Below are 14,095 nucleotides of genomic sequence, written 5' to 3' on the forward strand. Positions count from 1 at the left end.
CGTGAGTACCCTTGCGCACACCATGATGACCGCCGCCCGCTCCGCCGACTCCGGCCTCGCCGGTCCGGGCGAACTCGACCGCTACCCGTACACGGAGGCGCCGGCCGGCGAGCGCGCCGCCCTCCGTTCCTGGGGTGGTGCCGAATCCGAACTGGGGCGGGCGAGCCGACGCGGCGCGGCCAGTCGCGGCCGTGGACTTCACGGCCAACTGGTCCAGCAGCTGGGCCAGATGATCGTTTCCGGTGACCTCGGTGCCGACCGGCCGCTCGTCCCGGAGGAGATCGGCCAGCGATTCGAGGTGTCCCGCACCGTGGTGAGGGAGTCCCTGCGCGTTCTCGAGGCCAAGGGCCTGGTGAGCGCCCGGCCCAACGTGGGCACGCGGGTCCGCCCCGTGAGCGACTGGAACCTGCTGGACCCCGACATCATCGAATGGCGCGCCTTCGGCCCGCAGCGTGATGACCAGCGCCGCGAACTGGAGGACCTCCGCTGGACCATCGAGCCGCTGGCCGCCCGGCTGGCCGCCGGTCACGGGCGCGAGGACATTCAGCAGCGCCTCGGCGACATGATCGAGATCATGGGGCACGCGATGGGGCAGGGAGACGCCATCACGTTCTCCAGGGCCGACGCGGAGTTCCACGCCCTGCTGATCCAGGCGGCGGGCAACCGCATGCTCGAACACCTCTCCGGGATCGTGTCGGCGGCCCTGCACGTCTCGGGCGGGCCCGTCACGGGCTGTGACCGGCCCGCCGAGGCGTCCCTGGGGCACCACGCACGGATCGTGGAAGCCCTCGCGTCGGGCGATTCCGCCGGCGCCGAGGCCGCCATGCGACAGCTGCTGGTCGGCCACACCGATGGCGAGCGAGTGGTTCCCGCGCCTCGCGAGCACTGAACGCGCCAGGCCGGGGTATGCGGACCATGTGCTGCCGGGCCCAGGCGGTTCGGCGGCAGGTTCGAGCGGAGATGTGACCTCTGGGTCTGTTTGTCGCGAATGAGGTGTGACTGGGGCCACGCGAATTGGGCGTAACACTCCTCGAAACAGTGCGATGACTTAAGAGGTGACCGCCGCGGAAGGAATACAGCAGCCACGCAGTGCGCTGTGCAGTTCTGAGGCCAAGCCCGCGCCGTCGGCGACATCCCCAGCCGACGGTCGTCGGTTCCAGCCCTCTCCAGGGCCGGGCCGGAAGCCGTTTCCATCGTTCCGAGAGGTTGTTCGTGTCGGCCAGCACATCCCGTACGCTCCCGCCGGAGATCGCCGAGTCCGAGTCTGTGATGGCGCTCATCGAGCGGGGAAAGGCTGATGGGCAGATCGCCGGCGATGACGTGCGTCGGGCCTTCGAGGCTGACCAGATTCCGCCAACCCAGTGGAAGAATGTTCTGCGCAGCCTCAACCAGATCCTCGAGGAAGAGGGTGTGACGCTGATGGTCAGTGCCGCGGAGTCGCCTAAGCGCGCCCGCAAGAGCGTCGCAGCGAAGAGCCCGGTCAAGCGCACCGCCACCAAGACTGTCGCGGCCAAGACCGCCGTGACGCGGACCGTCGCGGCATCTGCCGCCCCGGCGGCCGAGAGCGCGGATGTGGCGGCCGACGACATTGCCGTTGCCGCTCCTGCGAAGAAGACGGCAGCCAAGAAGACGGTTGCCAAGAAGACCGCCGCGAAGAAGACCGCGGTCAAGAAGACCGCCGCCAAGAAGTCCGGCAAGCAGGACGACGAGCTCCTCGACGGTGACGAGGCGGTCGAGGAAGTCAAGGCCGGCAAGGGTGAGGAAGAGGAGGGCGAGGGCGAGAACAAGGGCTTCGTCCTCTCCGACGACGACGAGGACGACGCGCCTGCGCAGCAGGTGGCCGTCGCCGGCGCCACGGCCGACCCGGTCAAGGACTACCTGAAGCAGATCGGCAAGGTCCCCCTCCTCAACGCCGAGCAGGAGGTCGAGCTCGCCAAGCGCATCGAGGCCGGCCTCTTCGCCGAGGACAAGCTCGCGAACTCCGACAAGCTCGCGCCGAAGCTCAAGCGCGAGCTGGAGATCATCGCCGAGGACGGCCGCCGCGCCAAGAACCACCTGCTGGAGGCCAACCTCCGCCTCGTGGTCTCGCTGGCCAAGCGCTACACCGGTCGCGGCATGCTGTTCCTGGACCTCATCCAGGAGGGCAACCTCGGTCTGATCCGCGCGGTCGAGAAGTTCGACTACACCAAGGGTTACAAGTTCTCCACGTACGCCACGTGGTGGATCCGCCAGGCGATCACCCGCGCCATGGCCGACCAGGCCCGCACCATCCGTATCCCGGTGCACATGGTCGAGGTCATCAACAAGCTCGCGCGGGTGCAGCGCCAGATGCTCCAGGACCTGGGCCGTGAGCCCACCCCGGAGGAGCTGGCCAAGGAGCTCGACATGACCCCCGAAAAGGTCATCGAGGTCCAGAAGTACGGTCGCGAGCCGATCTCCCTCCACACCCCGCTGGGTGAGGACGGGGACAGCGAGTTCGGAGACCTGATCGAGGACTCCGAGGCGGTCGTGCCGGCGGACGCGGTGAGCTTCACGCTGCTCCAGGAGCAGCTGCACTCCGTGCTCGACACGCTCTCCGAGCGTGAGGCGGGCGTCGTCTCGATGCGTTTCGGTCTCACCGACGGCCAGCCGAAGACGCTGGACGAGATCGGCAAGGTCTACGGCGTGACGCGTGAGCGCATCCGCCAGATCGAGTCCAAGACAATGTCGAAGCTGCGCCACCCGTCGCGTTCGCAGGTCCTGCGCGACTACCTCGACTAGATCGCGGACACACATGGCCGGGGCCCGGAACCTGAAGAGGTTCCGGGCCCCGGCCATGTGCGCATGCGGTCGGCACCGGGGCGGATGACGCTGAGTGGGCACTGTTCACCTCGGCGTCAGGAGTCTCCATGCCCCGCCTTCTCGTCCGTGTCCTTCCCGCCGCGTTCGCCCTTGCGGTCGCGGCGGCGCTGATACCCCTCGGCCCTCCGGCGCCCGCCGCGGCGGACAGCATCATCGTGGGCGGGAGGCCGGTGGCCGTCGCGGACAGCCCGTGGACCGTGGCCCTGTCGAGCCGTGACCGGTTCGGAGGAACCCGCGCGGGCCAGTTCTGCGGGGGAGTGGCGGTCGCACCCACCAAGGTGCTCACGGCGGCGCACTGCCTCAGGGAGGACGTCCTGGGGGCCGCCGTCCCGGAGGTCCGGGATCTGCGGGTCATCGCCGGACGGGACGAGCTGAGCGGGCCGGGCGGCCAGGAGATCCCCGTGCGATCGACGTGGGTCAATCCGGGGTACGACCCGCACACGAACGCCGCCGACCTGGCGGTCCTCACCCTGGCCGGGACGTTGCCCAAGGGCAGCGTCATCCCGATGGCCGGGGCCGGGAACGCGGCGTACGAGCCGGGCACCGAGGCCACCGTGTACGGCTGGGGGGACACCACCGGGTACGGCGCCTACGCCTCAGGGCTGCGCGCGGCCACGGTGCGGGTGCTGGCGGACACCGACTGCGCCCGCGCTTACCCAGGCGGCACGCAGGGCGCGTACGACGCCTCATCGATGCTCTGCGCCGGTGACAGGGCCGGGGGGCGGGATGCCTGCCAGGGGGACAGCGGAGGCCCGCTGGTGGCCCGTGGGCGCCTCATCGGGCTGGTCTCGTGGGGCAGCGGCTGCGGGAGCCCCGGCAGCCCCGGGGTGTACACCCGGGTGTCCGCGGCGATCCGGTGGATGGCCGACCGGAGCTGAACCGCGCAAACCGGACCGCACTGAAACCGCAAAGCGGACCGCACTGAACCGCGCAGACCGGACCGCACCGAACCGCGCAGACCGCACCACCACGGTCACCGCCACATCGCGTCGGAGCACATGAGAACGGGCGGCTTTCCCCGAGGGGAGGCCGCCCGTCGGCCGGTCCTGGACCGTGCCCATAGCTCGTCGTGGATGCGAGGTGTCAGTGTTGATCCTCGTCGGCGGCACTGGCCTGCACGGCAGTGAGCCGATCTGTCTCATCCTGTATTTCCGCGGCGATCTTCTTGAGTTCCGGCTCGAACTTGCGCCCGTGGTGGGCACAGAAGAGCAGTTCACCGCCGCTGATCAGGACGACGCGCAGATATGCCTGGGCGCCGCAACGGTCACAGCGGTCTGCTGCGGTCAGCGGGCTCGCGGGGGTCAGAACAGTAGTCACGTCGCCTCTTCTCTAGCTCGACGAGCTGTCGTACCAGGGTCAACATCCAACCAGGCCGAAAACGTTCCCGCTCGTGGCATTTCTTCGAAACTTCTTCTCAGGATGGCTGTCTGTTGCCGGTTGGCGGCGAATGTGCCGTATTGCGTAGCGCTACGGTTTCGCGTTGCTTGTGTGGGCCGGTCCGCCGGCTGGCTTGCCGGTTGTTCATGAGGACGTGCCCGGAGCCTAAATGGTTCATGCCTCGAAGGGAACGTGATGTGCACGTCACCCTAACGAATGATCGAACGCGTATGCGAGGCTGGACTAGCATAAGGATTCCCCCTGGGTGGCGTTACAACCGCTCTACCAGGCCTCGGTAGGCTCTCAGCGGCTACCGAGGCCGAGCCCGATACCCACCGGGCCCCCAAATGAAATTCAGCGAGGAGCGAACCGCGTGACCGCCGATTCCGTGCCGTCCACTGCGCTGCTGACCGGAGCAGGCGGCTCAGACAGGGACAGCTCCAACTACACCGCGCGGCACCTCCTCGTCCTCGAGGGGCTCGAAGCGGTTCGTAAGCGCCCCGGGATGTACATCGGGTCCACGGACAGCCGCGGACTGATGCACTGCCTCTGGGAGATCATCGACAACTCGGTCGACGAGGCTCTCGGCGGTTACTGCGACAGCATCGAGGTCATCCTCCACGACGACTCCTCCGTAGAGGTCCGCGACAACGGCCGGGGCATCCCGGTCGACGTGGAGCCCAAGACCGGGCTGTCCGGCATCGAGGTCGTCATGACCAAGCTGCACGCCGGCGGAAAGTTCGGCGGCGGGTCCTACTCGGCGTCGGGCGGCCTGCACGGTGTCGGCGCCTCGGTCGTGAACGCGCTCTCCGCCCGGCTGGACATCGAGGTCGACCGCGGTGTCACCCACTCCATCAGCTTCCGTCGCGGTGTCCCGGGCATCTTCACCGAACAGGGGCCGGACAGCCCCTTCGACCCCGCCAACGGCCTCCGTAAGGGCAAGCGCGTCCCCAAGACGCGTACGGGTACCCGTACGCGGTACTGGGCGGACCGGCAGATCTTCCTCAAGGACGCGAAGCTCGACCTGGAGACCCTGTACCAGCGGGCACGCCAGACCGCGTTCCTCGTGCCCGGCCTCACCATCGTCGTACGCGACGAGCGGGGCATCGACGGCGAGGGCAAGACGGAGGAGACGTTCCACTACGACGGCGGGATCAGCGAATTCTGCGAGTACCTGGCGCAGGACAAGGCCGTCTGCGACGTCCAGCGCCTCAACGGAACGGGAACCTTCAAGGAGACCGTGCCGGTCCTCGACGACCGGGGGCACATGACGGCGACCGAGGTCACCCGTGAGCTGAGTGTCGACATCGCCCTGCGCTGGGGCACCGGCTACGACACCACTCTCAGGTCCTTCGTCAACATCATCGCCACCCCCAAGGGCGGCACCCACGTCAGCGGATTCGAGCGCTCCCTCACGAAGACGGTGAACGAGGTCCTGCGGTCCTCCAAGCTGCTGCGGGTGGCCGAGGACGACATCGTCAAGGACGACGCCCTGGAGGGCCTGACCGCCGTCGTCACCGTACGGCTGGCGGAGCCGCAGTTCGAGGGCCAGACCAAGGAGGTCCTGGGCACCTCGGCGGCCAACCGGATCGTGGCCAACGTGGTCGCCAAGGAGCTCAAGGCATTCCTCACGTCCACGAAGCGCGATGCCAAGGCTCAGGCCAGGGCGGTGCTGGACAAGGCGGTGGCCGCGGCACGCACCCGCATCGCGGCCCGCCAGCACAAGGACGCTCAGCGCCGCAAGACGGCGCTCGAGTCCTCCTCGCTGCCCGCGAAGCTCGCGGACTGCCGGAGCGACGACGTGGAGCGCAGCGAGCTCTTCATCGTGGAGGGCGACTCGGCCCTCGGCACCGCGAAACTGGCCCGCAACAGCGAGTTCCAGGCGCTGCTGCCGATCCGGGGCAAGATCCTCAACGTCCAGAAGTCGTCCGTCTCGGACATGCTCAAGAACGCCGAGTGCGGAGCCATCATCCAGGTCATAGGAGCAGGCTCCGGGCGCACCTTCGACATCGACGCGGCGCGCTACGGCAAGGTCATCATGATGACGGACGCCGATGTCGACGGTTCGCACATCCGCACCCTGCTGCTCACGCTCTTCCAGCGCTACATGCGGCCGATGGTCGAGGCAGGGCGGGTCTTCGCGGCCGTGCCCCCGCTGCACCGGATCGAGCTCGTCCAGCCGAAGAAGGGCCAGGACAAGTACATCTACACCTACTCCGACAACGAACTCCGGCAGACCCTGCTGGAGCTGCAGCGGAAGAACGTGCGGTTCAAGGACTCGATCCAGCGGTACAAGGGCCTCGGCGAGATGGACGCGGACCAGCTCGCGGAAACCACGATGGACCCGCGCCACCGCACCCTGCGTCGGATCAACATCGGCGACCTGGAATCCTCCGAGCAGGTCTTCGACCTGCTGATGGGCAACGAGGTCGCCCCGCGCAAGGAGTTCATCACCAGCTCCGCCGCCACCCTGGACCGCTCGCGTATCGACGTCTGAGGTTCCGCGCTTCCGTGGGTGGAGACCGTTCTCCACCCACGGTCAGCCCCTCCGAGCCGATCCCTGCCCGCCGTGCCTCCGTAGCGTCGAAGACACCGGAATCTCCACGCCGTGCACGCGCCGGGGCCGGAGCCGTGGGCTATGCCTACGGCCGGTGACTCGCACACCCACCCGGCACTTCCGTCACCTGAAATGGTGAAGCACGGCGAATGAAGTGCCCGGGATCTTCCCGGTCTGCCCATTCTTGGCTACGCGGCCGAAGAGGCTCGTGGACAAGGGAGTTGTCGGTGGAGAAGGAAGCAGGGCCGGGCGCCGCAGCGATGCGGCTCGACGACCCGTGGTACGAGGCGTCGGGCACGGTGTGGGGCGAGCCGGACGGTGCGGGGGCCGTCGAGGCCGACGGGCGGTCCCAGGAGCGGGACCGGAGCGCGGCAGAGATCTATCTGGAGGTGCAGGACAGTCCCGCATTCCGCGAAGTGCGCCGTCGCTACCGGCGGTTCGTGGTTCCCGCCGCAGCCGCCTTCCTGCTCTGGTATCTGGCCTATGTCGTCGCGGCCACCACCGCCCACGACCTGATGGCGCGTCCCGTCGCCGGCGCGCTCAACGTGGCCATGGTCGCCGGGCTCGGGCAGTTCCTCACCACCTTCCTGCTCACCTGGGCGTACGCCCGGCACGCGCGTCTGCACCGGGACCGTGCCGCTCTGGAACTGCGCTGGGACACACAGGAGATGACAAGAGGGATCAGCCGGTGAGGGGGGACCATCAGACGCTGGCGCTCCTGCTGTTCAGCGTGTTCATCGCCGTGACGCTCGGCATCACCACCTGGGTCAGCCGCAACAGGCAGGGGTCCGCCGAGGAGTTCTACGCCGGCGGACGGCTGTTCTCCTCCATGGAGAACGGATTCGCCATCGCCGGTGACTACATGTCCGCGGCGTCCTTCCTCGGCATCTCGGGGCTGATCGCCCTGTTCGGGTACGACGGCATGCTCTACTCCGTGGGGTTTCTCGTCGCCTGGCTCGTCGTTCTGCTCCTCGTCGCCGAACTCGTACGCAACTGCGGGCGGTTCACACTCGCCGACGTGGTCGCCGCCCGGATGGCGGAGCGCCCGGTGCGCACGGCGCTGGGCACCTCGTCGGTCACCGTCTCGGTGCTCTACCTGGTGGCCCAGATGGTGGGCGCGGGGAGCCTCGTCGCGCTGCTGCTCGGAGGCACGAGCGATACCGCCCGCTCCTGGACGGTGGTCGGGGTCGGAGCGCTGATGGTGGTCTACGTGACGCTCGGCGGCATGCGCGCCACGACCTGGATCCAGATCGTCAAGGCCGTCCTGCTCATGGCCGGTGCCCTCGCGCTCACCGTGCTCGTCCTTCTCCGCTTCCACGGCGACCTCAACGCCCTGCTGACCTCCGCGGCCGAACGCAGCGGCCACGGCAGGGACTTCCTCTCGCCGGGCCTGAGGTACGGGGGGAGCTGGACGGCGCGCTTCGACTTCATCAGCCTCGGGCTGGCGCTCGTCCTCGGCACGGCCGGGCTGCCGCATATCCTGTCGCGCTTCTACACCGTCCCCACGGCCCGGGCGGCCCGGCGCTCCGTCGTCTGGTCCATCGGGCTCATCGGCAGCTTCTACCTGATGACCATCGTCCTCGGGTTCGGAGCCGCCGCGCTCGTCGGATCGGCGGACGTCCGGGCGTCCAACGCCTCCGGGAACACGGCTGTCCCGCTCCTGGCGCTCGTCCTCGGAGGCGGTGAGGGCTCCACGGGCGGCACGGTGCTCTTCGCCGTCGTGGCCGCCATCGCCTTCGCCACGATCCTCGCCGTGGTCGCGGGGATCACCCTCGCCTCCTCCGCCTCCGTCGCCCACGACCTGTACGCCTCGTTCCGGAGGCCGGGCGCCAAGCAGCGCAGCGAGGTCGGCGTGGCCCGGGTGGCCGCTGCGGGCGTCGGGGTGGTGGCCATCGGACTCGGCCTCCTGGCCCAGAATCTGAACGTCGCGTTCCTCGTCGGCCTGGCCTTCGCAGTTGCCGCCTCGGCCAACCTCCCGGCGCTGCTCTACTCGTTGTTCTGGCGGAACTTCACCACCCGGGGCGCCGTCTGGGCGGTCTACGGCGGCCTGATCCCCGCTGTCCTGCTCGTCCTGCTCTCGCCGGTCGTCTCGGGGAGCGCCACCTCGCTCTTCCCCGGCGTGGACTTCGCCCTCTTCCCCTTGGAGAACCCGGGACTGGTGTCGATCCCGGCGGGCTTCCTGGCCGGCTGGATCGGCACGGTCACCTCACCCGAGCCGCCGGACCCGGCCAAGCACGCCGAGACGGAGGTCAGGTCGCTCACCGGGGCGGGGGCGGCATAGGCGGGACCTCCTTCGGGAGGGCGGGGCCGCACCCTCAGGAGCCGGTGGCCCAGATGTACCGGTGTTCGGGGCGGCCCGTCTCGCCGTACTTGAGCGAGAGCCGCACGCGGCCCGTGCGTTCGAGCAGCTTCAGATAGCGCTGGGCCGTCTGTCGGCTCATTCCGGCGCTCTCCGCGACCTCCTGAGCGGAGAGCGGCCCCTCGGCAGCCCGCAGGGCCTGGCGGACCAGCTCCGCGGTCGTCGTCGAATGGCCCTTGGGGAGGTCGGACCCGCCCGTGGCCCACAGGGCCCCGAACAGCCGGTCCACCTCCGTCTGCTCGGCTTCGCCGCCGCCCTCGAAGGTCCGGCGCAGCGCCGCGTACGCCTCCAGTTTGGTCCGAAGCCCGGCGTAGGCGAACGGCTTGACCAGGTACTGGAGGGCGCCGTGCCGCATCGCCGCCTGTACGGTCGCCACGTCGCGGGCGGCCGTCACCATGATCACATCGGCGTGATGACCGAGTGCCCGAAGCTCACGCACCACGGCCAGGCCGTTGCGGTCCGGGAGGTAGTGGTCGAGCAGGATCAGATCGATGGGCACGTCGCCGATCCTCGCGAGAGCCTCTGTCGCGGAGTGGGCCATGGCCGCCACCCGGAATCCGGGCACCTTGGCGACATAGGCCGCGTTGATCCGGGCGACCCGCACATCGTCGTCCACGACCAGAACCTCGATCACGGGGCGTCTCCTGACGTCGCGGGCCGTACGGGGGCCGACGGGCCGCCCGCGGCGGGGGAGCCGAGCCGTTCCGGGTTTGCGGGCGCCGGGACGCCCAGCCGTTCCGTGCCGCCCAGAGCCTCCGGAAGGACGACGGTGAACACCGCGCCGCCCTCGGGGGCGCTCGACACGAACACGCTGCCGCCCTGTCGCTCGGCGAGCCGCCGCACCAGCGGCAGCCCCAGGCCCCGCTTGCCGTGGGCCGGGAGCTCCTTGGTCGACCAGCCCTCCGTGAAGATGGACTCGTGATCACCGGCCGGAACGCCGGGGCCGCTGTCGCGCACCCGCAGTACCACCGTACGGCCCTCGGCCCTCAGTCCGACCTCGATCCGTGCGTCGGGCGTCCCCGCGGCCGCGTCCAGCGCGTTGTCCACCAGATTGCCGAGGACCGTGACGAGTCCGCGTGGGTCCACCAGCCGGTCCGGCAGGAGGGTCCCCGCCGCCATGCGCAGAGCGACACCGCGCTCGGCGGCCACGGTCGCCTTGCCCACGAGGAGCGAGGCCAGCAGGGGGTCGTGGACCTTCTCGGTGACCTGCTCGGCCGTGGCCCGGTGGACGCCGACGACTTCCGTGACGAACTCCACCGCTTCTTCGTGCATCTCCAGCTCCAGCAGCCCCAGGAGGGTGTGCAGCCGGTTGGCGTGCTCGTGGTCCTGGGCGCGCAGGGCGTCGATCAGGCCATGGGTGGAGTCGAGTTCACGGCCGAGGTACTCCAGTTCCGTACGGTCGCGCAGCGTGGCGACGGCCCCGCCGTCGTCGGTCGGCATCCGGTTGGCGAGGAGCACGCGGTTGCCGCGGACCGTCACCAAGTCGTCACCGACCACCCGCCCGGCCAGGACGTCGGTGGTGCGCCCCTCGCCCAGTGCCTCGTCGAGCTGCTTGCCCGAGGCCTCTGGGCCGATCCCGAGCAGCCGCTGGGCCTCGTCGTTCAGGAGCCTGATGCGCCCTGTGCGGTCGAGCGCGACGACGCCCTCACGGATGCTGTGCAGCATGGCCTCGCGCTCGGTGAGCAGCGCCGAGATGTCGGAGAACGCCAGGTCGTGCGTCTGCCGCTGGAGACGGCGGGAGATCAGATAGGCGGCGAGGGCTCCCACGGCCAGTGCCCCGCCCGCGTAGGCGAGCAGTCCGGGGATCGTGGCGAGCAGCCGGGCGCGGACACTGTCGTACGCGATGCCCACCGAGACGGCACCGACGACCCGGTCCGATCCGTCGAGCAGCGGCACCTTGCCGCGCGCCGAACGTCCGAGCGTGCCGCTGTCGATCTCCATCACGGACCGGCCGGCGAGCGCCGCACTGGGGTCGGTGGAGACGACGTCGCCGATGCGGGAGGAGTCCGTGTGCGACCAGCGCACCCCCTGCCGGTCCATGACCACGACGTATTCGGCACCGGTCGCGCGCCTGATCCGCTCAGTCGCGGCCTGGACGGCGCCGTCCGGGCGCGGCTCGGTGGTGAGCAGGGACGCGGAGATCTGCGGCTGTGCCGCCGTGGACTGCGCGATCGCCAGGGCGCGGCGCATCGCCTGGTCGTCGAGCTGGGCGCTGAGCGGTGCCAGGAAGAGGCCCGTGACGAGGACCGTGACGCCGGTGATGATGGCCAGCTGCATCAGCAGGACCTGCGAGAAGACCCGCCGCGGCCAGCCGAACCGGCGCGGTCCCCGTGGGGTGGTCCGTGGGGCGCTCATCGTACGAACGGTAAGGGGCAATCCGCGCTCACCGAAATCCCGGACGCCGATCGCCGGCCAGGCCGGGCTCTTGCCGTCCCGCCCTCCATCTGTGAGCGTTCTATGGGTATCCGTCTGGACGCAATATTCTTGCGGTTCTTGCGCTAATCTTGCGCTTATGACGCGACGACTTGCTCAGGTTGCCCAGAAAGTAGGAGTCAGCGAGGCGACGGTCAGCCGCGTGCTGAACGGCAAGCCGGGTGTCTCCGACGCCACACGCCAAGCCGTTCTCTCCGCCTTGGACGTGCTCGGCTACGAGCGCCCGACGCAGCTCCGCGGTGAGCGTGCAAGGCTCGTCGGACTGGTCCTGCCCGAGCTTCAGAACCCGATCTTCCCGGCCTTCGCCGAGGTGGTCGGAGGCGCGCTCGCCCAGCAGGGCCTGACCCCGGTGCTCTGCACGCAGACCAAGGGCGGGGTCTCCGAGGCCGACTACGTGGAGCTCCTCCTGCAGCAGCAGGTGTCCGGAGTCGTGTTCGCGGGTGGTCTGTACGCCCAGGCGGACGCCCCCCACGACCACTACAAGGTGCTCGCCGACCGCAAGATCCCGGTCGTCCTGATCAACGCCGCCATCGCGCATCTCGGGTTCCCGGCGGTCTCCTGCGACGACTCGGTGGCCGTCGAGCAGGCCTGGCGTCATCTCGTCTCGCTCGGCCACGAGCGGATCGGTTTCGTCCTCGGCCCGGCCGACCACATGCCCTCGCAGCGCAAGCTCGCCGCCGCCCGCGCGCTGGCCGCCCAGTCGGGGGCCACCGTGCCGGACGAGTGCGTCTCCCGGGCCATGTTCTCGCTCGAGGGCGGCCAGGCCGCCGCCACACGGCTGCTCGACCAGGGGATCACGGGCATCATCTGCGCCAGCGACCCGCTGGCCCTGGGCGCGGTACGCGCGGCGCGGCGCCGGGGTCTGTCGGTGCCCGGAGAGGTCTCCGTCGTCGGCTACGACGACTCCGCGTTCATGAACTGCACCGAACCGCCGCTGACCACGGTGCGCCAGCCGATCGAAGCCATGGGCAGGGCCGCGGTCGAGCTGCTCTCCGTGCAGATCGGGGGGCGCTCGGTGCCGTCGGACGAGCTGCTCTTCGAGCCGGAACTGGTCGTCCGTGGTTCCACGGCCCGTCCGCCCCGGTCGTAGGCCGGTGAGAATTTCCGCCGGCTGTAGCTAATTTGCAGGACCCGCGCCCCCGGGCGTGGGCGCCTTCGGGGCAGGCAGCGGCCGGGGAGGGCGCGGGCCGTTGTACTGCCCGCTGGGACGCATGCGCAGCGGCCGTTCCGTGTACTCCTCCATCGCGTGGGCGATCCAGCCCGCCGTGCGGGACACGGCGAACACGGTCTCACCCGTTTCGGCGGGCATGCCGTACGCCACCGAGAGGGCGGCCAGGGCCAGGTCGACGTTGGCGTGCAGAGGTGTGTGGCGGGCGGCGGTCGCGACCACGTCACGGGCCGCCGCCACCGCCGGGGCCGCCTGCGGAATCTCGTCCAGCAGCGAGAAGAGCTCGCCCGCCCGCGGATCCTCGTTCCGGTACAGGCGGTGGCCGAGCCCCGGTACCGGTCGGCCGGCGCGCAGGTGGTCCGCGACGACCGGAGCCGCGCCGCCCCGGTCCACGACCTCGGCCAGCATCCGGTGTGCCGGCCCGCTCGCGGCGCCGTGCAGGGGGCCCTCCAGCACGCCGAGTCCCGCGGAGACCACGGCGTACGGGTTCGCGTGGGTCGAGGCGGCGACCCGTACCGCCAGGGTCGAGGCCGCGAGGTCGTGGTCGGCCAGCAGCGCGAGCGCGGTGTCGAGCACGGCCAGCGCGGCCGCGTCCGCGGGCCGGGCGGAGAGCTTCGGCCACAGCCGGGCGGCCAGAGAGCCCTCGGCCCCCACCTCGCCCTCGGCCTCGTCCCCGGCTGCCGGCAGCGCGCCGACCAGGGTGGGGATCAGGTTGCGCGCGCTGTTGAGCACCCCCTCGGGGGAGAGGTCGAACCGCAGAGGGTCGGCGGACGCGGCCGCGGCGACGGCGGCACGGAGCCGGTCCGTCGCGCTGCTGTGCCGCGGCATCGAGGCGGCCGTCCGCCGGGCCGCGGTGAGGGACTCGCGCGCCGCGGTGAAGCGGATGCCAGGCCGGAGCTCGCCGGTCCAGATCCACTCGGCGACCTCCTCGTAGCCGTGGTGACGGGCGAGTTCGGTCGCGTCGACGCCGCGGAAGAAGTAGCGGTCCGGCTCGATGAGCGTGATGCCGGTGCGGAAGACCAGATCACCCCCGGCGGACGGCGAAGGCTCCCTGCGCCCCGTGCGGCGGGCCAGCGCGTCGACCTCCGTGGCGTCGAACGTGCTGCCGCGCCCGCCGGGGGTCCGTTTGCTGGTCAGCTGCCCCCTGCTCACATAGGCGTACACGGTCTCGGGCTTCACCCCGAGGCATTCGGCCGCCTCCCGGGTGGTGAGCCTGCGGGGCGCCCCCTCGGCTCCCGAGTCGTGCGTACCGGTTCCGTGCGCCGAGTCATGCGTCATGGCGCCCACCGTATCCATGTCCATGTATTGCCGGATCACCTCCAACGACGATTCATATTGATTCGATCAATATTGACAACTT

11 protein-coding genes are annotated in these 14,095 nt (G+C 70.0%); 7 read left to right on the forward strand and 4 right to left on the reverse strand.

Annotated features, from left to right (window positions below):
- The first annotated feature begins 1 nt into the window (after position 1).
- From ACIP63_RS25505 to ACIP63_RS25515, 3 genes are all read left to right on the forward strand, one after another.
- A complete protein-coding gene (locus tag ACIP63_RS25505; RefSeq protein ID WP_401519761.1) occupies positions 2–889 on the forward strand; it encodes a FadR/GntR family transcriptional regulator in 888 nt (295 codons plus the stop codon).
- A gap of 323 nt (positions 890–1,212) precedes the next feature.
- Positions 1,213–2,760: an RNA polymerase sigma factor gene (locus ACIP63_RS25510; RefSeq protein WP_401519764.1), complete on the forward strand. Its 1,548-nt coding sequence runs from the start codon at positions 1,213–1,215 to the stop codon at positions 2,758–2,760.
- Between the two features lie 128 nt (positions 2,761–2,888).
- Positions 2,889–3,719 (forward strand): S1 family peptidase, encoded by an 831-nt coding sequence (locus ACIP63_RS25515; protein ID WP_401519766.1) that lies wholly within the window; start codon positions 2,889–2,891, stop codon positions 3,717–3,719.
- A 205-nt stretch (positions 3,720–3,924) separates the two neighbouring features.
- Here the strand turns inward: ACIP63_RS25515 and ACIP63_RS25520 are convergent, their stop codons facing one another.
- Entirely contained in the window at positions 3,925–4,158 is a 234-nt protein-coding gene (locus ACIP63_RS25520; RefSeq protein WP_104789587.1) for a hypothetical protein, read from the reverse strand.
- Positions 4,159–4,591: 433 nt separating this feature from the next.
- On the opposite strand from ACIP63_RS25520, the gene ACIP63_RS25525 reads away from it, so the two are divergent.
- From ACIP63_RS25525 to ACIP63_RS25535, 3 genes are all read left to right on the forward strand, one after another.
- A complete protein-coding gene (locus ACIP63_RS25525) occupies positions 4,592–6,715 on the forward strand; it encodes a type IIA DNA topoisomerase subunit B (protein ID WP_401519768.1) in 2,124 nt (707 codons plus the stop codon).
- 287 nt (positions 6,716–7,002) lie between these two features.
- Positions 7,003–7,467 carry a DUF485 domain-containing protein gene (locus tag ACIP63_RS25530; protein WP_401519771.1) on the forward strand — a complete coding sequence of 155 codons (465 nt, stop codon included), beginning with the start codon at positions 7,003–7,005 and terminating at the stop codon, positions 7,465–7,467.
- Positions 7,464–9,056: a cation acetate symporter gene (locus tag ACIP63_RS25535; RefSeq protein ID WP_401519774.1), complete on the forward strand. Its 1,593-nt coding sequence runs from the start codon at positions 7,464–7,466 to the stop codon at positions 9,054–9,056. The genes ACIP63_RS25530 and ACIP63_RS25535 overlap by 4 nt, the downstream gene beginning before the upstream one ends.
- A 34-nt stretch (positions 9,057–9,090) precedes the next feature.
- Here ACIP63_RS25535 and ACIP63_RS25540 read toward each other — a convergent pair whose 3' ends face one another.
- Positions 9,091–9,768: a response regulator gene (locus tag ACIP63_RS25540; RefSeq protein WP_401519776.1), complete on the reverse strand. Its 678-nt coding sequence runs from the start codon at positions 9,766–9,768 to the stop codon at positions 9,091–9,093.
- Positions 9,765–11,489 carry an ATP-binding protein gene (locus ACIP63_RS25545; RefSeq protein WP_401519779.1) on the reverse strand — a complete coding sequence of 575 codons (1,725 nt, stop codon included), beginning with the start codon at positions 11,487–11,489 and terminating at the stop codon, positions 9,765–9,767. Before ACIP63_RS25545 ends, ACIP63_RS25540 begins: the two co-directional genes overlap by 4 nt.
- A 157-nt stretch (positions 11,490–11,646) precedes the next feature.
- Between ACIP63_RS25545 and ACIP63_RS25550 the strand changes: the two genes are divergently transcribed.
- A complete protein-coding gene (locus ACIP63_RS25550; RefSeq protein ID WP_401519782.1) occupies positions 11,647–12,657 on the forward strand; it encodes a LacI family DNA-binding transcriptional regulator in 1,011 nt (336 codons plus the stop codon).
- A 27-nt stretch (positions 12,658–12,684) separates the two neighbouring features.
- On the opposite strand, the gene ACIP63_RS25555 is transcribed toward ACIP63_RS25550, so the two are convergent.
- Entirely contained in the window at positions 12,685–14,013 is a 1,329-nt protein-coding gene (locus tag ACIP63_RS25555) for a citrate/2-methylcitrate synthase (protein ID WP_401519785.1), read from the reverse strand.
- Positions 14,014–14,095 lie beyond the last annotated feature (82 nt).

The organism is Streptomyces sp. NPDC088746, from assembly GCF_044751065.1.
Lineage (GTDB): Bacteria > Actinomycetota > Actinomycetes > Streptomycetales > Streptomycetaceae > Streptomyces.

Excerpts from the sequence above, each read along its gene's own strand:
- ACIP63_RS25515 (WP_401519766.1), top strand. The coding sequence starts at position 2,889 with ATGCCCCGCCTTCTCGTCCGTGTCCTTCCCGCCGCGTTCGCCCTTGCG.
- ACIP63_RS25545 (WP_401519779.1), bottom strand. The coding sequence starts at position 11,489 with ATGAGCGCCCCACGGACCACCCCACGGGGACCGCGCCGGTTCGGCTGG.
- ACIP63_RS25550 (WP_401519782.1), top strand. The coding sequence starts at position 11,647 with ATGACGCGACGACTTGCTCAGGTTGCCCAGAAAGTAGGAGTCAGCGAG.
- ACIP63_RS25555 (WP_401519785.1), bottom strand. The coding sequence starts at position 14,013 with ATGACGCATGACTCGGCGCACGGAACCGGTACGCACGACTCGGGAGCC.